At 30.8% G+C, this 24622-nt stretch carries 25 protein-coding genes and 1 pseudogene; 22 read left to right on the top strand and 4 right to left on the bottom strand.

All coding sequences use genetic code 11. The features are described 5' to 3' along the window. Positions 1-4: 4 nt before the first annotated feature. Together ribD and QNK89_RS01475 are read right to left on the bottom strand one after the other, a co-directional pair. On the bottom strand, positions 5-1006 hold the full coding sequence (ribD, locus tag QNK89_RS01480; RefSeq protein WP_340169208.1) for a bifunctional diaminohydroxyphosphoribosylaminopyrimidine deaminase/5-amino-6-(5-phosphoribosylamino)uracil reductase RibD: 1002 nt from the start codon (positions 1004-1006) through the stop codon (positions 5-7). Between the two features lie 2 nt (positions 1007-1008). Beyond that, complete coding sequence (locus QNK89_RS01475) at positions 1009-1464, bottom strand: LEA type 2 family protein (RefSeq protein WP_340169207.1); 456 nt, start codon at positions 1462-1464, stop codon at positions 1009-1011. A 74-nt stretch (positions 1465-1538) separates the two neighbouring features. Here QNK89_RS01475 and QNK89_RS01470 point away from each other — a divergent pair, with 74 nt between their 5' ends. From QNK89_RS01470 to QNK89_RS01440, 7 genes are all read left to right on the top strand, one after another. Further along, positions 1539-2030, top strand: a complete 492-nt coding sequence (locus tag QNK89_RS01470; RefSeq protein ID WP_340169206.1) for a GNAT family N-acetyltransferase — start codon at positions 1539-1541, stop codon at positions 2028-2030. Between the two features lie 16 nt (positions 2031-2046). Next, positions 2047-2916 (top strand): peptide chain release factor N(5)-glutamine methyltransferase, encoded by an 870-nt coding sequence (gene prmC / locus QNK89_RS01465; protein WP_340169205.1) that lies wholly within the window; start codon positions 2047-2049, stop codon positions 2914-2916. Further along, on the top strand, positions 2916-3497 hold the full coding sequence (locus QNK89_RS01460; protein ID WP_340169204.1) for a TIGR00730 family Rossman fold protein: 582 nt from the start codon (positions 2916-2918) through the stop codon (positions 3495-3497). Before prmC ends, QNK89_RS01460 begins: the two co-directional genes overlap by 1 nt. Before the next feature lie 3 nt (positions 3498-3500). Further along, a complete protein-coding gene (locus QNK89_RS01455; RefSeq protein WP_340169203.1) occupies positions 3501-4724 on the top strand; it encodes a hypothetical protein in 1224 nt (407 codons plus the stop codon). Between the two features lie 93 nt (positions 4725-4817). Next, positions 4818-4949, top strand: coding sequence for a hypothetical protein (locus QNK89_RS01450; protein ID WP_340169202.1), 132 nt, complete (start codon positions 4818-4820; stop codon positions 4947-4949). Positions 4950-4953: 4 nt separating this feature from the next. Further along, on the top strand, positions 4954-6951 hold the full coding sequence (gene ligA, locus QNK89_RS01445) for an NAD-dependent DNA ligase LigA (RefSeq protein WP_340169201.1): 1998 nt from the start codon (positions 4954-4956) through the stop codon (positions 6949-6951). A gap of 399 nt (positions 6952-7350) precedes the next feature. Then, entirely contained in the window at positions 7351-7776 is a 426-nt protein-coding gene (locus QNK89_RS01440) for a hypothetical protein (protein WP_340169200.1), read from the top strand. 8 nt (positions 7777-7784) lie between these two features. Here the strand turns inward: QNK89_RS01440 and QNK89_RS01435 are convergent, their stop codons facing one another. Together QNK89_RS01435 and QNK89_RS01430 are read right to left on the bottom strand one after the other, a co-directional pair. Continuing rightward, complete coding sequence (locus tag QNK89_RS01435; protein WP_340169199.1) at positions 7785-8702, bottom strand: metallophosphatase; 918 nt, start codon at positions 8700-8702, stop codon at positions 7785-7787. 11 nt (positions 8703-8713) lie between these two features. Then, entirely contained in the window at positions 8714-9475 is a 762-nt protein-coding gene (locus QNK89_RS01430) for a 5'-nucleotidase (protein WP_340169198.1), read from the bottom strand. A gap of 70 nt (positions 9476-9545) precedes the next feature. On the opposite strand from QNK89_RS01430, the gene QNK89_RS01425 reads away from it, so the two are divergent. The 15 genes and pseudogenes from QNK89_RS01425 to QNK89_RS01355 form a co-directional block, all read left to right on the top strand. Further along, positions 9546-10064, top strand: coding sequence for a hypothetical protein (locus tag QNK89_RS01425; RefSeq protein ID WP_340169197.1), 519 nt, complete (start codon positions 9546-9548; stop codon positions 10062-10064). Positions 10065-10067: 3 nt separating this feature from the next. Further along, positions 10068-10952, top strand: coding sequence for a 4-hydroxy-tetrahydrodipicolinate synthase (gene dapA / locus QNK89_RS01420; protein WP_340169196.1), 885 nt, complete (start codon positions 10068-10070; stop codon positions 10950-10952). A 167-nt stretch (positions 10953-11119) separates the two neighbouring features. Further along, positions 11120-11920, top strand: coding sequence for an outer membrane protein assembly factor BamD (bamD, locus tag QNK89_RS01415; protein ID WP_340169195.1), 801 nt, complete (start codon positions 11120-11122; stop codon positions 11918-11920). A 10-nt stretch (positions 11921-11930) separates the two neighbouring features. Next, positions 11931-12260: a DNA-directed RNA polymerase subunit omega gene (locus tag QNK89_RS01410; RefSeq protein ID WP_340169194.1), complete on the top strand. Its 330-nt coding sequence runs from the start codon at positions 11931-11933 to the stop codon at positions 12258-12260. A 5-nt stretch (positions 12261-12265) separates the two neighbouring features. Further along, positions 12266-13477 (top strand): bifunctional phosphopantothenoylcysteine decarboxylase/phosphopantothenate--cysteine ligase CoaBC, encoded by a 1212-nt coding sequence (coaBC, locus tag QNK89_RS01405; protein WP_340169193.1) that lies wholly within the window; start codon positions 12266-12268, stop codon positions 13475-13477. Then, on the top strand, positions 13470-14357 hold the full coding sequence (locus tag QNK89_RS01400; protein WP_340169192.1) for a DUF4835 family protein: 888 nt from the start codon (positions 13470-13472) through the stop codon (positions 14355-14357). Before coaBC ends, QNK89_RS01400 begins: the two co-directional genes overlap by 8 nt. Positions 14358-14475: 118 nt before the next feature. After that, entirely contained in the window at positions 14476-16128 is a 1653-nt protein-coding gene (gene recN, locus QNK89_RS01395; RefSeq protein WP_340169191.1) for a DNA repair protein RecN, read from the top strand. Between the two features lie 33 nt (positions 16129-16161). Beyond that, positions 16162-16470, top strand: coding sequence for a hypothetical protein (locus tag QNK89_RS01390; protein ID WP_340169190.1), 309 nt, complete (start codon positions 16162-16164; stop codon positions 16468-16470). A 38-nt stretch (positions 16471-16508) separates the two neighbouring features. Then, complete coding sequence (locus QNK89_RS01385) at positions 16509-16679, top strand: hypothetical protein (RefSeq protein ID WP_340169189.1); 171 nt, start codon at positions 16509-16511, stop codon at positions 16677-16679. A 37-nt stretch (positions 16680-16716) separates the two neighbouring features. Next, on the top strand, positions 16717-17541 hold the full coding sequence (locus QNK89_RS01380; RefSeq protein WP_340169188.1) for an SDR family oxidoreductase: 825 nt from the start codon (positions 16717-16719) through the stop codon (positions 17539-17541). 237 nt (positions 17542-17778) lie between these two features. Further along, complete coding sequence (locus QNK89_RS01375; protein WP_340169187.1) at positions 17779-21027, top strand: T9SS type A sorting domain-containing protein; 3249 nt, start codon at positions 17779-17781, stop codon at positions 21025-21027. Positions 21028-21129: 102 nt separating this feature from the next. Next, positions 21130-22134, top strand: a complete 1005-nt coding sequence (locus QNK89_RS01370; protein ID WP_340169223.1) for a glycosyltransferase — start codon at positions 21130-21132, stop codon at positions 22132-22134. A 1-nt stretch (position 22135) separates the two neighbouring features. Next, positions 22136-23098, top strand: a complete 963-nt coding sequence (locus QNK89_RS01365) for a YbbR-like domain-containing protein (RefSeq protein ID WP_340169186.1) — start codon at positions 22136-22138, stop codon at positions 23096-23098. Beyond that, positions 23095-23688, top strand: coding sequence for a dephospho-CoA kinase (coaE, locus tag QNK89_RS01360; RefSeq protein ID WP_340169185.1), 594 nt, complete (start codon positions 23095-23097; stop codon positions 23686-23688). The genes QNK89_RS01365 and coaE overlap by 4 nt, the downstream gene beginning before the upstream one ends. Positions 23689-23759: 71 nt before the next feature. After that, a pseudogene (locus QNK89_RS01355) lies at positions 23760-24622 on the top strand (two-component sensor histidine kinase); the annotation flags it as partial.

The raw sequence follows: 24622 nt of genomic DNA, 5'->3' as shown, positions 1-24622 counted from the left end.
TATTTTATAAGCTATGTAATGTTGTTATTAATTTATATCTTCTTAGTGTATCTCCTAAGATATTTTTTTTAGAGATTATTTTACCAGTAAATCGAGGTGCTTTAATTCCATTTTTAAATTCTATTTTACCAGTAAAAACTCTTGCTTCGTCCCAGAGCCCTTCATCTATAAAGAGTTGAAGTGTTTTTGCGCCTCCTTCAATAATAATAGAATTAATATTCTTTTTGTATAATTTATTACAAATGCTTTTAGCAGTGTTTTCCTTTATTATTATAGTTAAAACTTCACTATTAAAAACTAAAAAATCTTTAGATAGTTTTTCTTCTTTATCTAAAACTACACGAATTGGATTGTTTCCTACCCAATCTCTTACAGTTAGACTAGGATTGTCCTGTAAAACAGTGTTTTTACCAACTAATATAGCTTGCTCTTCTGCTCTCCATTTATGAACGAGTTGTCTAGATAATTGGTTTGTAATCCATACTGGTTTTTGTTCGTCTCTAGAAACGGGAGCAATAAATCCATCTTTAGTTTCTGCCCATTTTAAAATAATATAAGGACGTTTTTTGTTGTGAAATGTAAAAAAGCGTTTGTGATGAGTTTTGCATTCGGATTCTAAAATTCCTAAAGTAACAGTGCAACCTGAACCCATTAATTTTTTAATGCCTTTTCCAGCAACTTCAGGATTATCATCTACGCAACCAATAACTATATTTGGTATTTTATGGTGTATAATTAAATCGCTACAAGGAGGTGTTTTTCCATTGTGTGAACACGGTTCTAGTGTAACGTAAAGTGTGCTTTTTTCTAAAAGTGATTTGTTAGTAACAGATTGTATAGCGTTAACTTCTGCATGATTACCACCATAACTACTTGTGAAACCTTCTCCAATAATAGTGTTATTATAAACAATTACTGCGCCAACCATAGGATTTGGTCTAGTTAGTCCTAATCCATTTCGTGCTATTTGTAACGCACGTTTCATGTATGTTTGGTGAGTATTCAAGCTTAAATTTTAATTTTCACATCTTTTATTTCATCTACATTATACTTATGCGAAAAGCCAAATACTTTGTATTTAATCTCTCCTTTGTATTGTACTTTCATAGACTTGTTAAGCATGCTATTTAAAATACCACTAAGATTATTAAGGTTAAGTATTTTTTTGGTAGGGATTTTTGCTGATAAAGGCATCGAAAATTCTTTTTTTGCAGGTACTTTAAATGCTTTAGACGAGACGGTAGCTACCTCAATATTGTTAATTGTAATAATTATACCTTCTGTTTCTAATTGTCCGCCAACACTATTAGGATTGTTAAAAAAGGCGTCTGCAGTTAATACAATAAATTTTGAATTTGAATCTGCAACCTCAATGTTTTCTACACGTAAAAACTCTGGTTTTTCTTTAAATTTACAGCTTAAAAAACAAACCGTAATTGTTAATAAGATTATGAGTTTCTTCATCTTGAAATTTTTTAATTTGTTTGGTATTAATGTATCTTCAACCTCTAAATAAGCTGTAAAAATACTATAATAAGGTGAGTAAAAATAATATAGTAATAAGAGAAATTAGACAAGAGGATAATACTAAAATTGAAAGTGTTATTCGTGGTGTTTTTATTGAATATAATTTACCCTTAGTTGGTACCGCTTATGCAGATAATGAGACTCCAAAAATGTTCGAGTCTTATACAAATAAAAACGAAACTTATTTTGTAGTAACCATAGATAATGTGGTTGAAGGTGGTGGTGGATTAAAACCATTAACAGCAAAGGATAAAGATATTTGCGAAATACAGAAAATGTATTTCTCTTCTAATTTACGCGGTAAAGGTTTTGGTAAAAAACTATTTTTGAAATGTTTAGAAAAAGCAAAAGCTTTAGGTTTTAAGCAGTGTTATATAGAGACCATTCCAGAATTAAAAGAAGCCATACATATTTATCGGTCTAATGGCTTCAAACATTTAAATAAACCGCTTGGAGATACAGGACATTATAATTGTGGTGTTTGGATGCTTAAAGATTTGTAATAATTAAATAAAACTTGTGTTAATAAAAGATTTAGAAAATATATTTCATGAAACGTTAGATGCTATCTATGGTAAACAAGAAGTGTCTAGTTTTTTCTTTTTGTGTACAGAAGCTTTTTTTAATATCACGCGATTAGATTTAGCTTTAAACAGAATAATTTCCATAACAAAAGCGGAACAACAACCAATATTTAATGCGCTTGAAGCTTTAAAAAACCAAAAGCCCATTCAGTATATTATTGGTGAAACAGAATTTTATGGTTTGCCTTTTAAGGTTAACGAAAACACACTAATTCCTAGGCCAGAAACCGAAGAACTTGTGCAATTAATAATAGATTCTAATTTAGAACGCAATGAAGAATCTCAACTATCTATTTTAGATATTGGAACAGGAAGTGGCTGCATTGCTATTTCATTGGCTGAAAATATTAAAAATGCTCAGGTTTATGCAATGGATGTTTCCGCGAAAGCGATAGAAAAAGCAAAAGAAAATGCAGTTTTAAACAAAGTTAAAGTTGCTTTTATAGAAGGAAGTATTTTAGAAGAAACACAAAGGAATTTGTTATTTAAAGATTTAAAATTTGATGCTATTGTATCTAATCCACCATACGTTCGTAATCTAGAAAAAGCCGAAATACAAAACAATGTTTTAAATAACGAGCCGCATTTAGCTTTATTTGTAGAAGATGATAATCCGTTATTGTTCTATAAAGCGATTACTGAGTTTGCTTCTAAGAACCTAAAACCAAAAGGCCAATTATTTTTTGAAATTAACGAGTATTTAGGAGAAGAAACAAAAGCATTAGTCGATAGTTTTGGTTTTAAAAATGTAGAATTAATTAAAGACATGTTTGGCAAAGACCGCATGTTAAAAGCAGATATATAATGAATAGTATTGCAGTGTTTTGTGGCGCAAGCTCAGGAAATGATAATAAAATAACTTCAGAAGCTTACGCACTAGGAAAAACTTTAGCGAAACAAAATATAACTCTAGTATATGGTGCAGTTAAAATTGGTATTATGGGAATAGTAGCTAATGGAACACTAGAAAACAAAGGGAAAGTAATAGGCGTGATTCCTGGTTTTTTAGAGACTAAAGAAATTGTAAGTGAAGGTTTAACTGAGTTAATTGTAACAACTAATATGCATGATCGTAAAGTTATAATGTACGAGAAAAGTGACGGTTTTATAATTATTCCTGGAGGATTTGGCACCATGGATGAGTTTTTCGAAATTTCAACTTTGGGACAATTAGGTTTGCACACAAAACCTATAGGGATTTTAAATACTAGCGGTTATTACGATGCTTTAATTTCTCAGTTTAAAACGATGGTAGCTAAAGGCTTTTTAAAACAAGAAAATATGGATGCTATTGTTGTAGATAATACTATAGATGGTTTATTAACTAAAATGAATAATTTTGTACCATTACCAGCACCAAAATGGTTAGACGTTTCAAAACAATAGCCAATGAAAAGTATTGGTGCTCTGTTATTATTTGTTTTTCTCGTTTTTAGTTGTAAAAAACAAAACGAAGAACAGTTACCTTATGTTGAAACACCTGTAAAAACTAAATTGGAGTATATCTTACCAACTGAAACTAAGGACTATTCCTCTTTGCCAATGGATACATTAATAGTTTCTGGAAAGGAAATTGTTTTTCTTATGCCTTCAGATTTAGAATTTAAACTTTTAAAAAAAGAAGAGAACATAGAAACCAGAGATTCACTTTTTAAATACCATAGCGCAAGAGTAAAATCATTTTTAAAATTCCCAGAAGATATTGAAATTTCATTTTCTACAAAACGAATTATTGGTATAGACGAAGGCAATCGCATTAGATATTACGATAAATTGGAGTATTTTAAAAGCAGCTACGCTATGCTTTTAATGTATAATAGAACCTTTAGTTTTGTTAATGGTGAGCATACAGATGAAGAATATTATTCAATAATCGACGAGTACTATAGGAGTAATATCCGTTTCGAAATACCAATTGCTCAAAAATATGTAATCTCTAGAAACGGACTAAATATTAGGCAAGAAAACGGAACCGTTGATGGAAAATATAATAATGGCGATTTAGTTAATATTATTGGCTATACAGATGATATAATTGAAGTTGAGGACGAAGGTAAAATAGTAAAAGGACGCTGGGCAATTATACAATGGCAAGTTGCCGGAACAACTTTGAAACGTTACGTTTTTGAAGGTTTTTTAGGTGACATTGAAGATGTGAAAGTATTTGAGGATCAAATTTGTACAGGATTTGCATTTACAGAAAGCAATATGTATGAAACAGACAATGCAGATTTAGAATGCTTAATTAAATATCTAGATTTAAAACTCATTTCTAAAACAGATTTTAATGTCTTAAAAATCGTTAAAAATAATTTTTTAACAAACAATCCAAGAGTATTAGTTTCAGAAAACGAAGATAAAACGCAAAACATTACCCTTCCAATTAAAGACAGTACAATTGTATATAAAAGTAAAGTAGGTTACAGTAATTCAATGCATAATTATTATGGTGATATTAATTTTTTAAACCAGTATTTAATGCATCATGTATATCCAAAGGCAGAAGATGCATTTTATAGTTTTGTAGATAGAACAACAGGAAAGGAAATCTATTCGTTTGCAGATTATCCTTATGTTGCTCCAGATAAAAAGAGTATCATTTCATTTGTTTAGGATGTTTATGAAGAACAGTTTTATTTAAATGTTTATAAAATAAATGAAGATAAAACGATAGTTTTAGAGCGCGCTTTTAACTTTGTTCATTGGTTGAAAACGTATCAAAATGAAGTAAAATGGATTTCGAATACAGAGTTTGCAATAGAAATTGTAAATCAGAACATTTGGAATGGAAGTGAGGCTAATAATCCTCAGTATTTAAAAATTAAATTAAAAGAATAGAGTCGTGGAAAATATTAAAAATAAAATTGAAGCACTTCGAAACGAATTAAGAGAGCACAACTTCAATTACTATGTTCTCGATAATGCAACGATTAGCGATTATGATTTCGACATAAAATTGAAAGAACTTCAAGCTTTAGAGGAAGCGCATCCAGAATTTCACGATGCTAATTCACCAACCTTACGCGTTGGAGGTGAGGTTACAAAAAATTTCAACACCATTGTTCATAATCATAGAATGTATTCTTTAGATAATTCTTATTCTCTAAAAGATTTACAAGATTGGGAATCCAGAATTAAAAAAATGGTCGATGGCGATATAAGTTATACTTGTGAGCTTAAATACGATGGTGCATCTATTAGTTTAACCTACGAAAACGGTAATTTGTTAAGAGCAGTAACACGAGGCGATGGTTTTCAAGGCGATGAGGTAACAACAAACATAAAAACCATAAAATCTGTGCCTTTGCAATTAAAAGGCAATTTTCCTGAGAAATTCGACATTCGAGGAGAGATTGTTTTGCCTTTCGATGGTTTTATAAAAATGAATGAAGAGCGCATAGCAAACGACGAAGAACCTTATAAAAACCCAAGAAATACAGCTTCTGGAAGTTTAAAGTTGCAAGATAGTGCTGAAGTTTCAAAACGACCTTTAGAATGTTTGTTATATAATTTAATAGGTGAGAACTTAGGCGTTCAAAATCAATTTGAAAGCTTAGAAAAAGCAAGAAAAATGGGCTTTAAAGTTCCAAACAAAGCACAATTGTGTCATTCTATAGATGAAGTATTTCAGTTTATAAACCATTGGGATAAAGCAAGACACCAATTACCTTACGAAACAGACGGAGTAGTAGTAAAAGTAAATAACTTATACCAACAAGAAGAATTAGGCTATACAGCAAAAGCACCACGTTGGGCAATGGCTTACAAGTTTAAGGCTGAGCAAGTGTCTACCAAATTAAACGAAATTACATACCAAGTAGGAAGAACAGGAGCAATAACTCCAGTCGCTAACCTTGAACCTGTAGAATTAGCAGGAACTATTGTAAAGCGTGCATCTTTGCATAATGCAGACCAAATAGAAAAATTAGACATTAGAATTAACGATGAAGTTTTTGTGGAAAAAGGCGGAGAAATAATTCCAAAAATTATTGCTGTCGATTTAACTAAAAGACCTTTAGATTCTAAGCCAACACAATACATAATAGCGTGTCCAGAATGCCTAACACCATTAGCGCGTTTAGAAGGTGAGGCTAAACATTTTTGCCCTAATTATAATGGTTGTTATCCGCAAATTGTTGGGCGAATTCAGCATTATATCTCTAGAAAAGCAATGGATATAGAAGGCTTGGGTGGAGAAACCGTTGCGCTTTTGGTTACAGAAGGCTTAATTATAAATTATGCAGATTTATACGAGTTAACTAAAGAGCAAGTATTGCCTTTAGAGCGCATGGCAGAGAAAAGTGCTGAAAACCTAGTCAATGGTATTGAAGCTTCAAAACAAATTCCTTTTGAACGTGTTTTATTTGCTATAGGAATTCGTTTTGTAGGTGAAACTGTGGCTAAAAAATTGGCTAAGCATTATAAGAGTATAGATGCTTTGGCTTGTGCTTCGATTGAAGATTTAGAAAAAGTAGACGAGATTGGTGTTAAAATAGCAGAAAGTGTTGCTGCTTTTTTTGCTTCAGAAGAAAATCAATTAACCATTCAGCGCTTAATAGATTTTGGAGTGCAACTGGAAGTTTCGGCAGAAAAATTAGCTAATCAAACTAATAAATTAGAAGGTAAATCTTTTGTGGTATCAGGAGTGTTTACTCAGGTCTCAAGAACAGAGCTTAAAAAATTAATTGAAGATAATGGAGGAAAAAACGTAAGCTCTATTTCCTCAAAAACAGATTTTGTAGTCGCTGGTGATAAAATTGGACCAAGCAAAAAAGAGAAGGCAGAGAAATTAAATATTCCACTAATTACGGAAGTTAACTTTTTGAATATGTTGCAGTAATGAGAATTTATTTAATGTATTTTGTCGGATTTATTTGCGTGTTCTCTATTGAAGTTGTTTACTTGGATAACCGCTAAATTAATTTTATTAAATGACAAGATCCACTAGATTCATTGTTGCATCTATCGCTATAATATTATTAGTTATATTTCTTGATGTTTATAGGTTAGAGTATTTTCTTCAATAGTCATGTTATCTCTTGTTCCTGTTGTTGCCTTGTTTTATTTGTTTATTAATAAAAGTAAAGCCAAACGCCTAATGTGGTTTTTTGTTCTTTTCTCTCTAGGAGACATTATTAATTTAATAGATTATGAGGAAATTTCAAATTGGGCTTATTATGTATGTAACGCAATATATATAAGCGCTTATTATTGTTTAATACTTTATATTCTTAAAACCTTGAGTTTTAAAATAGTTTTCAAGCGTTCTCTGTTAGATTTTATTGTATTATTGATATTAGACACTTATATGATTTATGTGCTAATTAATATAGTGAAACCTTTAGATTTCGAGTCTAATTACGTTGGGATTGTTCACATTATTGAGTTTTTATATAGCTTAATTTTAATACTTGTATTTTCTCTTTCTTTTTTAAATTATGTGCAGAATGGTATAAAAAAGCACTTGTTTTTATTTGTAGCCTGTGTTTTAATTGCTTTTTCAAAACTTATATTAGTGGGCTATTATTATATTTTAGATGATATTAGATTAAAATACGCTTCTACAGTTTTATATGTTTGTGGTGTTTTTACATTGTACCATCATACATTAAGTACCTCGAAAGCAAATCAAATGAATTTAGTTGAAGGAATAAAAACTAATTAAAGACAGTGTTAAACTATTATAGAAGTTCCATCTGCTGTTTTATTTTTTTCCGAATCAAAATAAAAATCAATTTTACCTAAATTTATACCATAACAACCAACCTGGTTAACCAAAACATTTTTGCCTTCGCTATTTTGAGCAACTGTTGGTTTTGGTAAAAAAGTATGAGTGTGGCCACCAATTATTAAATCGATATTTTTTGTAGCTTTTGCTAGCATAAGATCACAAACTTTATCTTGGTTTTTACTGTAATAGTAACCTAGATGCGAAAGGCAAATAATAAGATCGCATTCTTCTTCTTCTTTAAGAATTCTAGACATATCTGTAGCAATCTCAATAGGATCAAGATAGTCTGTTTCTTTATACATTTTTTTATCTACAAGACCATCTAGTTTAATACCTAGACCAAAAACACCAATTTTAATTCCATCTTTTAAAAACACATGATACGGCTTAACATGAGTATCGATTACAGTGTTTTTAAAATTGTAATTTGCAGATAGTAATTTAAAACTAGCATGAGGTAGTTGTGCGTATAAACCATCTACACTATTGTCAAAATCGTGATTACCAATGGTTGCTGCATCGTATTTCATTTTAGACATAAGCTTAAACTCAAGCTCTCCACCATAATAATTAAAATAAGGTGTACCTTGAAAAATATCACCAGCATCTAAAAGTAGTGTGTTTGGGTTTTCATTTCTAATACTTTCTACTAATGTTGCACGTCTTGCAACACCTCCTTGGTTTGCGTTTCTTGCATCATCTGGTCCAAAAGCATCGATATGGCTGTGGACATCGTTAGTATGAAGTATGGTTATTTTTTTTGTTTTAATGCTTGAGTTGCAGGATTGAAAACCAAATCCGCCAAGTGTTACCAAAGCTGTTGCAGCGCAAGATTGTTGTATAAATGTTCTACGTTTCATAATTGTTAATGTTATTTGGTTTGTGTAAAACGGTTATCAATTTTTGGGCTAATAGTATCTACTTTTTTAAAGTAGTCAATCATGGCGTTTCTAATTTTATAATCTAAATAATAGACAGAATCGTTAGGCTTAAAAAAACGCATTCTGTCTCCTCCATTATAGAGGTAATCATTAGTTGCTATATAATAAGTATGATCCTTAACTATGGGTTTTCCTTGAATAAGAGCTTCAGAAATCTTGTAATTTTTATCTAAAGTTAATTTAATACCTTGAACTGGGTGTGCTCTTTTTGCTTGGCTTAAATATTGCATCATACTATCAACTTGTTTACCTTTTATAGCAACAACAACAATATTGTTTTCAAATGGCATGACTTGAAAAGCAGTTTCAGTAGTAATATTTCCTTTAGAAATTATAGAGCGTATACCACCATGATTTAGTAGTACAGCATCTATGTTTTTGTTTGTTCTTTTATTAAAAACGTAATTACCCTCTTTAAAAACTATGTCTGCCATTAAATTCCCAATAGCAGTGTTTAAATCACCATCTTTTTTGGTGTAGGTTTCTGGAGCGTAAGATAAAATGGTATTCATATCTTTTTCTAAACGAGCTCTAAATGGAGCTATTTCTGCTTCAAAATCTTGATTAATTTCTATACTGTCTTTAATTCCTATTTGTTTGCCTTCAATTTTAGAAACAACCAGTGAGTCTTGTTTGCAAGAGTTGAAGAAAATTAGGACGCAAATTGAAAATAATATTTGGTATTTTTTCATTAGTAATACTTAGAGATTTAAGTCAAGAATTAGTTAGGTTTTGTTATTTTTGTATAAAGCCTAAATATAAATGATTTTAAAAGGATTTAAAGAAGAATCTAAAAAAAACTATATAAATTTTCAGTTAAAAAATCGAATAGTTAAAGAAATAAATACTAAAGTTGGTAGAGTAGGAGTTCTATTTAATAATGAGGAATTAAAACAAATTCCTGATTTTAAGAGTTTAGCAAAAATTTTAAATACAAAAGAAGAAGCGATTGAGATTATAGCTTTTAAGTCTAAACTAAAAGAGAAAGAAGTGATTTTTAATCCTACGTTTACTTTAAAGCATCTTGGATGGAGAGGTAAGATTAAAGATGAAAATTTACAACGTTTTTTAAATACAGAATTCGACCTTTTATTAAGCTATTATAAAAGAGATGTAACAGTATTAAAGTTAATTACTGTAGCATCTAAAGCGAAATTTAAAGTAGGTATTTTAGAAACAGACGAACGTATTAATGACTTGATAATAAAAACCGAGTTAAATGATTTTAAAACATTTACTTCAGAATTAAAAAAATATCTCAATATTCTAAATAAAATTTAAATAATGAAAAACCCTTTTTTAGGAACAGGAATTGCAATAGTAACACCATTTACAAAAGATGGTAATGTAGACCATAAAGCATTAGCAAACATTGTTGAGCATAATATTACTAATGGCACCAACTATATTGTAATTAGTGGCACAACTGGAGAGAGTGTAACTATTACAGGTCAAGAAAAGCAAGATATTATAGCCACTATTGCTAATACAAATAAAGGACGTTTGCCTTTAGTTTTAGGAATAGGAGGTAATAACACTGCAAATGTTATAAACGAAATTAATAATACAGACCTATCACAATTTGCAGGTATTTTGTCTGTTTCACCATATTACAGTAAGCCTACACAAGATGGGATTTATCAGCATTTTAAAGCAATCTCTCTAGCTTGTCCTGTGTCTATTATACTTTACAATGTTCCAGGAAGAACAGCATCTAATATGACTCCAGAAACCATATTAAGGTTAGCTAAAGATTTTAAAAACATAGTAGCAGTTAAAGAGGCTGGTAATAATGTTTCGCAATATTTAAATTTATTAAAAAATAAGCCAGAAGGATTTGGTGTAATTTCAGGCGATGATGATTTGGCTTTAACTGTTGCTTTAGCAGGAGGAGATGGTGTTATTTCTGTAATTGGGCAAGCGCTCCCAAAAGCATTTTCAAAAATGATTGCATTAGGTATGGCTGGAGATGCTAAACAGGCTTATAAGTTACATTTTGAGCTAATGGAAATAACAAGTCTTATTTTTTCTGAAAATAATCCTGCAGGAATTAAGGCAGTATTGCAAGCTTTAAACTTATGTAATGATACAGTTCGCTTACCATTAGTTGAAGCAACAGATGGTTTAAAACAAAAAATTAAAGATTATTTATTAAACTTCAATAGTTAAATATTACTTAAAGCAAGTGATAGTGGTATTTCTTCTATTATTTTAGTATTTAAATAATATTTTTAAAATCCATATAAATAGTGTATTTTTGCATCTTGTTTAAGATTGCGTGAATTAAGTATTATTTAATTTCATTAAACAAATAAATAAAATATTAAAAGCCACTGATGAAAAACATCTTTTATATACTAGTATTATTACTAACATTTAGTTCATGTAACGAATATCAAAAGGCAATAAAGTCTGAAGATGCTGCAGAAAAATACAAGGTAGGTGAAGAACTTTATAAAGCAGGTAAATACGCTAAAGCAAACCGTTTATTCGAGCAGGCTATACCACAATTTAGAGGTAAGCCACAAGCCGAAAGACTAATGTATTTAAATGCAGATGCATCATACCAAATGGATCAATATTATGTTTCTGGTTATCATTTTGAGCGTTTTGTGTCAGCTTACCCAAAAAGTACCAAAAGAGAAGAAGCGCTTTTTAAAGCAGCAAAAAGTTATTACCATTTATCTCCTGTATATTCTAAAGATCAGGAAGATACCTACTCAGCATTAGAAAAGTTACAAGAATATATAAATATATATCCTGAATCTACAAATGCTAAAGAAGTTAATACTTTGGTTAAAGAATTAGATTTCAAGCTAGAAAAGAAATCATTTGAAACTGCAAAGCAGTATAATCGAATTTCAGATTATAAAGCGTCAATTGCTGCAATAGATCATTTTGTTCTTGATTTTGCGGGTACCTCATTAAGAGAAGAAGCGCTTTACATACGATTTGATTCAGCTTTTCAATTAGCCTCAAAAAGTGTCGAGTATAAAAAGAAAGTACGTTTAGAAGCCGTTGTTGACTATTATAACAACTTTAAAAAATATTATGCTAATTCTGAGTTTTTAGAAGATGCAACCACTAAGTATGAAAATGCTTTAGAACAATTAGAACAGTACAATACAAAAAGTTAATATAACTATTATGGATTTAAAAAAAATCGATGCTCCCTCAAGTACAACAACTTACAATAGAAATGAAGTTGATGCACCTACAGAAAACATTTACGAAGCAATTTCAATAATTTCTAAAAGAGCAGAGCAAATTAATTCTGAAATTAAAAAAGAATTAATTGAAAAGTTGGAAGAGTTCGCAACTTATAACGATTCTTTAGAAGAAGTCTTTGAAAACAAAGAGCAAATTGAAGTTTCAAAATTTTATGAAAAATTACCTAAGCCACACGCTTTAGCAGTTAAAGAATGGTTAGATGGTAAGATTTATCATAGAAACACAGCAGAAGAAAACCAAGACTAATTTCTATGTCTATTTTAAGCGGCAAAAATATACTTTTAGGCATTAGTGCTGGTATTGCGGCTTACAAAACAGCGACATTAGTAAGAGAATTTATAAAAGCAGGTGCCAACGTAAAAGTTGTTATGACACCTGCTTCTAAAGACTTCGTTTCACCTCTTACACTTTCCACACTATCCAAAAATGCAGTTTATTCTTCGTTTTATAACAAAGACGATGAGAATGCAGAATGGAACAATCACGTTGAGTTAGGGCTTTGGGCAGACTATTTTTTAGTTGCTCCAGCTACAGCAAATACTTTATCTAAAATGGCTAATGGCACATGCGATAACTTGTTGTTAGCAACATATTTATCTGCAAAATGTCCTGTATATTTTGCGCCAGCTATGGATTTAGATATGTACATTCATCCATCAACAAAAAACACATTTAATACCCTAGAAAGCTTTGGTAATATCATGATACCTGCAACATCTGGAGAATTAGCTAGTGGTTTAGTTGGTCAAGGTCGTTTAGCAGAACCAGAAGATATAGTAGCGTTTATAGAAGCAGATATTTTAAAAAAACTACCATTAAAAGGAAAGAAAATACTTATAACAGCTGGTCCAACTTACGAGGCTTTAGATCCAGTTAGGTTTATTGGTAACCACTCTAGTGGTAAAATGGGTTTCGAAATTGCAAAAGCATCAGCAAATCTTGGAGCTCAGGTTTATCTAGTTACAGGTCCTACACACCAAAAAGTTAAGCATAGTTTAATAGAGGTTATTCCTGTAATAAGTGCTCAAGATATGTACACAGCAGCACATAAATATTTTAAGACAATAGATGTTGCTATACTTTCTGCAGCAGTAGCAGATTATAAACCAAAAGAATTCTCTAGTAGTAAAATAAAAAAGAAAGATACTACGTTAACATTAGAGTTAGAGAAAACTAAAGATATTTTAGCTTCTTTGGGAGAAATTAAAACAAAACAGCTTTTAGTAGGGTTTGCATTAGAAACAGACAACGAACTTGAATATGCAAAAGGAAAACTAAAAAAGAAGAATTTAGATTTAATTGTTTTAAATTCGTTAAAAGATAAAGGAGCCGGTTTTAAATCTGATACTAATAAGGTAACCATTATCGATAATAAAAATAATATAAAAGCTTATAAATTAAAATCTAAAGCAGAAGTGGCCTCAGATATCTTAAGCGTAATAAAACAAAAATTAAATGCGTAATTTAGTTATACTTTTAGCCTTTTTTACAACATTTTCAGGGTATTCTCAAGAGCTTAATTGTAACGTTGTTGTTAATGCGCAATTAACAGGTAACGAAAACTTTCAGATATTTAAAACGTTAGAATCTCAGCTTAAAGAGTTTGTAAATAAAACACAGTGGACTAAAAGAAAATTTAAACCACAAGAAGCAATCAATTGTAATATAGTAATTAATGTTACTGGCTTTAGTGGTGAAAATTTTGATGCTTCCATACAAGTACAATCTTCTAGACCAGTATTTGGTTCTGCATATACAACACCTATTTACAATATAAACGATAAAGATTTTACGTTTAAATATTTAGAGTTTCAAAACTTAATCTATAACGAAAACCAATACGAGTCTAATCTTATGTCGGTTTTAGCATTTCATATTAATATGATTTTTGGTTTAGATGCAGATTCTTTTTCAGAATCAGGAGGAGACGTATATTATAAACAAGCACAACGTATTACTAATTATTCTCAACAAGAAAACTATAAAGGTTGGAAATTAGAAGACGGACTTCAAAGTAGATTCGCATTAATTGATAATATTCTTTCTCCTACATTTAAAGACTTTAGAACTGTAATGTACAACTACCACAGAAAAGGTATGGATGCTATGAGTTTAAATACAAAAGATGGTAAAAATGAAATAGTTTCTGCACTAACATTCTTTAAGAAAATGAATTCTAACAGACCAAATTCTTTTTTAGCACGTGTATTTTTTGATGCCAAAGCAGAAGAGATTGAGCAAATATTTTCTTCTGGACCCAATGTTGAAATTACAGATTTAATAGAATTATTAAATAGAGTTGCACCTACACATGCAAGTAAGTGGAGGAATATTAAATACTAAAACACATTGCTAATCTTGTTTGGTGAAATATTGTTTTAAATTAAATTAATATTTCATAAATTTAACCTAATTAGACTCTAAGCTTGTCTAAGAGTTTTTCTTTAAACACAAGACAAAAATGCTCACCTCACTTTCAATAAAAAATTACGCGTTAATAGATAGTTTGCAAGTCGATTTTAATAATGGGTTTACAATTATTACAGGAGAAACAGGAGCAGGTAAATCTATTTTATTAGGCGGATTGTCCTTAATTCTAGGAAAGCGAGCAGATTTAAGTAGTTTACGCAATAAGGAATCTAAATGTATAATTGAAGCCAATTTTGATGTTACCAATTACAATCTAGAACGTTTTTTTAAAACTCAAGAATTAGACTTTGAACCTCAAACAATTATACGTCGTGAGATTTTGCCAAGCGGAAAATCTAGAGCCTTTGTAAACGACTCACCTGTAAATTTATCGAGCTTGCAATTATTATGTAATAGATTGGTAGATATTCATTCGCAAAACGAAACACTTCAATTGGTAGACGATGGTTTTCAGTTTCAAGTTATTGATGCCTTAGCAAATACTCATAAAGATTTAAAAACGTATTCTAAAAAACGTCATGAATACAAAACATTAAATAAAGCACTCGGCCAATTAGTCGCTTTTCAAGTAGATGCTATTAAAGAACATGACTATAATTTGTTTTTGTTAAATGAATTAACCGAAGCAAAGTTAAAAACAGACGAATTAAAAAGTTTAGAAGAAGAGCTAGAAACGTTAAGTAATATAGATGCTATTCAAGAAAAATTAACCACTTCTAACCAGTTGTTTAGTGATGAGCAGATTGGTATTTTATCTGGTTTAACAGAATTAAAAAACACACTAAAACAACTTTCAGGTATTTCAAATAAATATAATGATTTGTTTGCTAGAACTAATAGTAGCTTAATAGAGTTAGACGATGTTTATAGTGAATTAGAAAGATGTCAGGAAGACTTAGAGGCAGATCCTAATAGGTTGGCTGAAGTAAACGGAAGGTTTACTATAATTAATAACCTATTTCAAAAACATGTAGTTAATTCTATTCAAGATTTAATTATAATTCAAGAAGAGCTGTCTAGCAAAGTATCTGCTACCCAAAATGTAGATTCAGATATTAATAATAAGAAATTAGAAATAGCAAAAACACAACAAGAATTAGATGCTATTGCACACGTTATTCATAATAAAAGAAATAAAGCGATACCAAACCTAAAGTCTAAGTTAGAAGCTATTTTAATACAATTAGGTATGCCTAATGCACAATTTAATATTTCATTAAACTTAACACCTTCGTATTTTTTTAATGGTAAAGAAGAATTGAATTTTTTATTTTCTGCAAATAAAGGAGGTGAGTTTAAAGCACTTAAAAAAGCAGCCTCTGGTGGAGAACTCTCAAGAATAATGTTGGCAATAAAATCCATACTAACACAATATATTAAGTTGCCTACAATAATGTTCGATGAGATAGATACAGGTGTTTCTGGTGAGATTTCAAATAAAATGGCAGATATAATGGCTAGTATGAGTAAAACCATGCAAGTGTTTAGTATCACGCATTTGCCACAAATTGCTGCTAAAGGTCATACCCATTTTAAAGTATATAAAGAAGAGGTAAACGAGATAACAACAACAAATCTTGTAAAATTAAATCACGATGAGCGTATAGTGGAAATAGCACAAATGCTAGGTGGTATTGAAGTTACTAATTCTGCAATGGCACACGCAAAAGAGTTGTTGAACTAAATACTTATATTTATTAAATATTATTTAAAAGTTATGAATGAATTTGATGACGCAGAGGACTTAATTTTTAAAGTAGATGCACTAATTTCTCAAGAGAAAATAGTAGAAGCAAAAAATTTATTATGCTATGTTTTAAGTAACTTCCCAGACTATTGTAAATCTCACAACCATTTAGGATGGATTTACCATCAAAAAATGACCAACTATACAAAAGCAAAAACACACTTTAAATTAGCCTTAAAATATGCTAAAGATTATTTTTCTCCTTACATGAATTACTCTTATTTTCTAATAGATTTAGGAAAATATGATGAAATGATTACTTTTGGAGAACAGTATTAAAAGTTAATGGCGAAGACGAAGGCACCATTTTAAACCAAATGGCAAAAGCATACGAGTTAAAGAATAAGCTTGAAACAGCCTATGTCATGTACGAGAAAGCAAAAATAAAATCCACTGCAAGTGGTTATATAGAAGAAATAAACGCCTCTTTATATAGAGTGAAAGATAAAATGAACCTATTTCAGAAAATTAAATTTATTTTTAGATAAAATCAACTAATCAACTAATCAACTAACAACTAAAAGCATGCCATACAATTTATTAAAAGGAAAAAAAGGAATTATATTTGGAGCATTAGATGAGAACTCTATTGCATGGAAAACTGCAGAGCGCGTTCATGAAGAAGGCGGAACATTTGTACTTACAAATGCACCTGTTGCAATGCGAATGGGTCAAATTAAAGAGTTAGCAGAAAAAACAGGTTCTCAAATTATTCCTGCAGATGCAACTAGTGAAGAAGACTTACAAAACTTAGTTTCTCAAGCAACCGAAATTTTAGGAGGTAAATTAGACTTTGTTTTACATTCTATAGGTATGTCTATAAACGTAAGAAAAGGAAAAGCCTACACAGACCAAAATTATGCTTGGACACAAAAAGGAACTGATGTTTCTGCAATGTCTTTTCATAAAACCATGCAAACGCTTTATAAGCAAGACGCTATGAATGAATGGGGAAGTATAGTAGCTTTAACCTATATGGCTGCACAACGTGTATTCCCAGATTATAACGATATGGCAGACAATAAAGCCTATTTAGAAAGTATAGCGCGTAGTTTTGGTTATTTCTTTGGTAGAGATAAAAACGTAAGGGTAAATACTATTTCGCAATCACCAACACCAACAACAGCTGGAAGTGGCGTTAAAGGGTTTGATGGTTTTATAGCATATGCCGAAAAAATGTCTCCCTTAGGTAATGCAACTGCATTAGATTGTGCAAATTATACAGTTTCATTATTTAGTGATTTAACAAAACGTGTTACTTTGCAAAACCTTTATAACGATGGTGGATTTAGTAACATGGGAGTGAGTGATGCTGTTATGGATGCTTTTGTAGACGCACAAGAGAAATAATAATTATTTAATTTATATTAAAAGCCACACAAACAACTGTTTGTTGGCTTTTGTTTTTTAGGCTAAAATTTTATAGGCAAATATTACAATTTGAATTTGAACTCAATCTTCAATTAGTATTTCGTCATAAAAAAATAGCGTTTTAACGAATTGTTGTTTTTTTGAAAGAATACTTAACATATTATTAATACTTTGTGAGTATTAATAACTAAATATTTAATTAAATACTATTAAACTATGAAAAAAATTACACTTTTATTTTTGATGTTCGTAACATCTCTTTCTTACGCACAATATTGCCCTTCAACACCGAGTTCTCTAGATGGTGCTGGAATTTCAAATGTTCAAGTTGGAACGACATCTTTTACAGGATCTGCTTTGACATATCTTGATTTTACTGGTGCACCTGTAGATATTCAAGCTGGATCAACAATAAACACCCAGATAACATTTCAAGCTGGATATACTTATGATACAAATATTTGGATTGATTTTGGAGATGACGATTCTTTTGATGAGGCTGGAGATTTAGTTTGGTCTGGAGAATCAGGATCTGCAGTACCAACAACTTTAAATGCCTCTTTTCTATTAAATGTAGCTTCAGCTCTTGGAGTGCACAGAATGCGTATTGGAACAGCTGATTCGGGGCAAGCAAATCCAGACTCATGTTATTCAGGCTCTTATGGTGTTAGTGTGGATTTAGATGTAAATATTACAGCAGCCCCATCTTGTTTGTCACCATCTGCTTTAACATCTTCAGCAATAGGTTTAGATACAGCTAGTTTTTCTTGGGTTATGGGAGATACAGAAACGGCTTGGGAATATGCTAATCTTTTAGCTACAGATCCAGCTCCTACAACTGGTACACCAATAGGTTCTATGTCTTATACAGCAATGAACTTAACAACTTCTACAGATTATGTTTTTTATGTAAGAGCAGATTGCGGCGGTACATTTAGTAGTTTTACTTCTGTTGCATACTCTACAGCATCACCAGGTGAAGTGTGTGAAACTGCAATTGATGCTTCAATGTTACCATATAACACTTCAGACGATACTGCAAATTACGGTGATGATTATGCTGGTTCTCCTGGAGCTTCTGGATGTGGTTCAACTGCTAATTATTTAAATGGAGATGATGTTGTATATTCTTTAACAGCAACTGCAGATGGTACTGTAAATATTGCGTTAAGTGGTTTAGGTGATACTTATGCAGGTATTTTTGTTTATACTGCTTGTGCAGATATAGGAATTGCATGTCAAGCTGGTGCAGTAAATACATTTAATACTAATGATATAGATTTTGATTTACCAGTAACAAATGGAGATACTTATTATATTGTTATTTCAACTTATGCAAGTCCACAAAGTACTACTTATACATTAGATATTGTAGAAATTTTATGTCCAGATCCAAATACATTAGCTGCTGCTAATATTACAAATACATCAGCAGATTTAAGTTGGACAGATATGGGAACAACAGCAAACTGGAACCTAGAAATTTTAACTAGTGGTACATTAGCAACTGGTGTAGCTACAGATACTTCTGCAACAAACGCTTTTGCAGCTTCAGGATTAACTCCAGCAACATCTTACGATTATTATGTACAAGCAAGCTGTGGAGATTCTCAAAGTTTATGGATTGGACCTTTTACTTTTTCAACAGCTTGTAACGTTTTCACTGCACCATATACTCAAGACTTTGAAAATGCTGGTGCATCACCTACATGTTGGTCTAATGATCTTGGAGCCGAAGATTGGGTTTTTGCAAATACAGCAGCAGGTAATCATATTGGTGCTAATGGCACAATAACTGGATCTACTGCTTCAGGAGGATATTTTGCTTGGGTAGATTCTTCTGCAGAAGAATTAGATGCTGTTTTATTATCTCCTTTAGTAGATGTTTCTAATTTAACTACTCCAATATTATCATTCTTTGAAATTAGTGATAATGAAGGTGGTGGTGCTAATTCACAATTAGAAGTAGAAGTTTGGGATGGAGCAGCATGGAACTCAATGGAAACTTACAACACCAATACAACAGGAGGATGGGAATTAAAAATAATAAATCTTAGTACACTTACTGTAACTGGAGCTGTACAAGCAAGATTTACCTTCTCTGAACCAGAAGTACCTGCAGACTTTTATGATGATATAGCAATAGATGATGTTACTTTCGGTGAGTTACCATCTTGTTTCGCACCAACTGCAGTTAATAATACAGTTTTAACTGATATGGCAGCAGATTTTACATGGGCACCTGGTGGTACAGAAGAAATTTGGGAATATGCTAATGTAGCTTCTCCTTCTACAGATCCTGCTTCGGGAGTTTCTACAACGACTGGTGCAGCTGCTTTTACTGGATTAACATCAGAAACAGCATACGATTTTTATGTAAGATCAGATTGTGAAGATTCTACTAGTGATTGGTTAAAAGTATCTTATACAACACCACCTTCACCTCCTGCTAACGATGATTTAGCTAATGCAGCAGCAATAGCTTGTGGAGATGTAGTTATAGGTGATAATACTTCAGCTTCTTTAGATGAAGATGATGCACCAGACCCAACTTTATCTGGTGCAGATACAGATTCTCCAAACGTTTGGTATAGCTGGACTGGAACGGGAGAAACGGTTACATTATCTACAATAGCACCTGGGTTTACTTTAGATACAGATATAGTAGTATTCACAGGAACTAGTGGAGCTTTAACAGCAATAGCTGGCGGATATGATGAAGGTGGTAGTCCAGATTATCAATCGTTAGTTACGTTTGCCTCTGTATCTGGAACAAATTATTTATTTTCAGTAGATGGTTATAATGCTAATAATATAGGTACTTTTGAATTAACAATGACATGTGTACCAACACCACCAGCTAACGATGATTGTGCAGATGCAGAAGATTTAACTTTAGGTATGCTTGCAACTCAAGTAGATACAACAAATGCAACAGATTCTGGTATTGCTGCCGGTTCTTGTGGAACAACAGGTGGAGATCAAGATGTTTGGTTCTCATTTGATGGTCCTGCAACTGGTCAAGTACTTGTTAATACAGATGCAGATACAGTTGTTATATATGATGCCTGTGGTGGAAATGAAGTTGCATGTGGAGCAGATGGTTTAGAAGTTGTTGCTACAACAGGAACAACATACTATGCACGTGTTTATAACACAGGTATAGCTAAAGTTGCTGGACCATTCTCATTTTTAATTTCAGAAACTACATTATCTACAACAGATTTCGATAGCTCAATAGGTTTTTCTTACTATCCAAACCCAGTTAATAATACTTTAACATTAAATGCTCAAAAAGAGATTTCTAATGTAGCTGTATTTAACATGTTAGGTCAAGAAGTTATTAGAACTGCACCAAATGCAATGTCTAATGATGTTGATATGTCTAACTTACAATCTGGTGCTTACTTTGTACAAGTAACAATTGGACAAGCAGTTGAGACAGTAAGAGTTCTTAAAAACTAGTAATATTTATATTATGTTTTGCTAAATTATAGTACAACATAAAATTTTTAAAAGCCACTCTTTAGAGTGGCTTTTTTATTTGCTTTAGTTTACATTTGTGTAATGCAATTGTATTTTTCTTTTATTATACCAGTATATAATCGTCCTAGTGAGATAGAAGAACTTTTAGAAAGTTTTTCTAAGCTGGAACCTGTTAAAGACTTTGAGATAGTAATTATTGAAGATGGCTCTACCTTGTCATCAAAAGAGGTTGTAGAAAAGTATATAGCACAGCTAAATATTTCTTATTATTTTAAAGAAAATTCTGGACCAGGAGATTCAAGAAATAATGGTATGAATAAGGCAAAAGGTAATTATTTTATTATTTTAGATAGCGATTGTATTTTACCTAAAGACTATTTAGTTGAAGTTGAAAAAAACTTAAAATCTAATTTTGTAGATTGTTTTGGAGGACCAGATGCAGCACACCAATCTTTTACAAATCTGCAAAAAGCCATAAACTTTAGTATGACCTCTATTATTACAACAGGAGGAATTAGAGGGAATAAAAATAGTGTAAATAAGTTTCAGCCAAGAAGTTTTAATATGGGTTTATCTAAAAAAGCATTTAAAGCAACCCAAGGTTTTAGTAGAATTCATCCTGGTGAAGATCCAGATTTGTCTATTCGATTATGGAATCTAGGATTTGAAACTGCTTTTTTTGAAACAGCATATGTGTATCATAAACGTAGAATTTCATGGTCTAAGTTTTACATTCAAGTCAATAAATTTGGAATGGTGAGACCAATATTAAACCAATGGCACCCAACAACAAAAAAAATAACGTATTGGTTTCCTTCGCTATTTGTTTTAGGTTTAATACTTTCAGTTTTACTAACTTTTTTACACATAATGCTGCCATTATATGTTATATTAGGCTATTATGTAGTAGCTTTTTCAGTAGCAGTTTTACAAACTAAAAGTATTACAGTTGCTTTTCAATCTGTTATAGCGCTTACTATTCAATTTTTTGGTTATGGTATTGGTTTTTTAAAATCTACTTTTTTTATTGGTTTATTAAAACGTAATCCAGAAGTTCAATTTCCAAAATTATTTTTTAAAATTTAAAATGTCTTTAGTCTCAAGTAAAATAAAAACGTTTATTAAAAGTAGGAAGCTTAATGTATTCCTAATCTTTTTTTTATTAGCCTTTTTTATTTTAATTCTTACCAGATTATCTTCAAACTATACTAGTACTGTAAAGTTTAAAGTTCAACTAGAAAATATTCCTGAAGAAATGATTGTAATTAACGATTCGTTAAACACATTAAATTTAACGATGTCTACACATGGTTTTGGCTGGATGAAATATTATTTAAAAACACCATCTGTTGTTATAGATTTTAAAAATGAAGTAAAAGAAAGAGACTCTTTATATATTTGGTCATTATCAAGAGGTTATGCCGGAATAAATAAACAGTTTGGAAAAGATATAGACTTAAAAACAATTAATCCAGATTCTCTTTTTTTTAAAGTAGACGTAAATGCGGTAAAAATAATTCCAGTATTACCTAACATAGAAATTAATTATAGTCCTGGTTATAATGTGTTAAAAGATATTATTACAACTCCAGATTCCGTTAAAGTTATAGGACCACAATCTTTACTAAATACATTAACATCTATAGAAACAGAACCATTAAGTAAAAACAATATTAGTAAACCTTTTAGTGCAAAATTAAAATTAAAGACAGGAGTACTAGATTCTCAAATTAAAATAAAAAACAAAACCGTTAGTGTAAATATTGAAACAGAAAAATTTACAGAAGGTACTTTTAGCTTACCAATAAGTATTATTAACGTACCTAATAATTTAGAAGTTAATTTTTTTCCTAAAACTATTAATTTATCATTCTATACAAGTTTAGAGCGTTATAACAGTATTAAAAAAACCGACTTTGAAGTGATCTACGATTTTAATGAGCATGATAGCAAATCATCTTACTTATCACCAAAACTAGTAAAATCACCAAAAACTATTAAATCGTCTAGATTGCACCAACAGAAAATTGAATACATAATTTCAGAATGAAAAACGTAGGGCTTACAGGAGGAATAGGTAGTGGTAAAACTACAGTGGCAAGAGCATTTGAAGCCCTTGGTATTCCTATTTACATAACAGACGATGAGGCCAAACGACTAATGAATACCTCTAAAGTTATAAAAAGAAAACTTATTGCGTTATTTGGTGAATTAGCATATTTAGACAATAAACTAAATAGACTCTATTTAGCAAAAGCCATTTTTAATGACAAATTGCTTTTAGAACAAATGAATACTATTGTGCATCCAAAAGTAGGAAAACATTTCGAAAAATGGAGAAAAAAGCAAAAAGCTCCATACGTATTAAAAGAGGCTGCAATACTTTTTGAAAACGGAAGTTATAAAAATTTTGATTATATAATTACAGTAACAGCTCCAGAGAAAGACCGTATATCTCGAGTAATAATAAGAGATAATGCAAATGAAGAAAAGGTTAAAGCTATTATTGCTAACCAATGGAAAGATGAATTAAAAGCCAGTCTTTCAGACTTTGTTATCGTTAACACTAATCTTGATTCTACTAAGCAAGAGGTGTTGAAAACACATAATAAACTCTTAAAATTAAGTGGTAAAACCTGAATTTTAACATTTGTGTTAATGTAAGGTTAAATGCATCGTTTACTAAATGTTAAAATATTAATTTTGAGTGGATGAGTAAAAAAGTGTTTTCTGTACTAGTAATCCTTATGAGTTTATCTCTTATAGGGGTTATATTTATTCAAGGTTATTACATATCTAATTCCATTAGCAACAAAGAAAACAACTTTAATTTTACTGTTAAGCAGGCTTTAATACATGTCTCAAAAACAATAGAAAAAGAAGAGTACAGAGACCACGTTATTAAAGTAAGAAAACTATTTGAGCAAGGTGTTGAGGTAAATAAAGATACTACAGCAATAATTAATCTTTATATTAAACAAGAAAATCAAGCTAATAACGAGACACTTGTTTACAGAAATGCAATTTTAGAGGAGAATTATAAACTATCTTCTGCGCACTTTGACATAGGTTTAGATAGTATAAGCATTAAAAAAATTATTAATGAGAATGAAACCAAAATCTACAAAACGAGTGAGATAGATGGTAATAAAACATCAGATGCTTTATTAAGTCAAATTGGTAAAACAGAAGATATATTATACGAGACACATTATAAAAACTTTGCTTATAGAAGGCCAATACACAAACGCACATCTAGAGAAGAAATAGATAGATTGCTTAAATTAAGATTATTGCAAGATGAAATAGATGTAAACTATGAATTTGCGATTTATAGCAACGATTTAGCAACAAAAGTAAAAACAGAAAATTTTGAGTTAGAAAATCAAAACACTTTAGGTTTTCCAATCTTTGCTGAAGATAAAGGCAAAAATAATTACCGTTTACTCGTTAATTTTCCAGAACGCAATAATTTTATTTGGTCTTCTGTCATAGGTATGATAGTCTTATCTGTTTTGTTCACATCTATTATTTTAATAGCTTTTGTAACAGCATTAAAACAGATAATGAAACA

This window comes from Lacinutrix sp. (genome assembly GCF_037625555.1).
Taxonomy (GTDB): Bacteria; Bacteroidota; Bacteroidia; order Flavobacteriales; family Flavobacteriaceae; genus Lacinutrix.
This window is presented reverse-complemented; position numbering and strand designations above follow the sequence as displayed.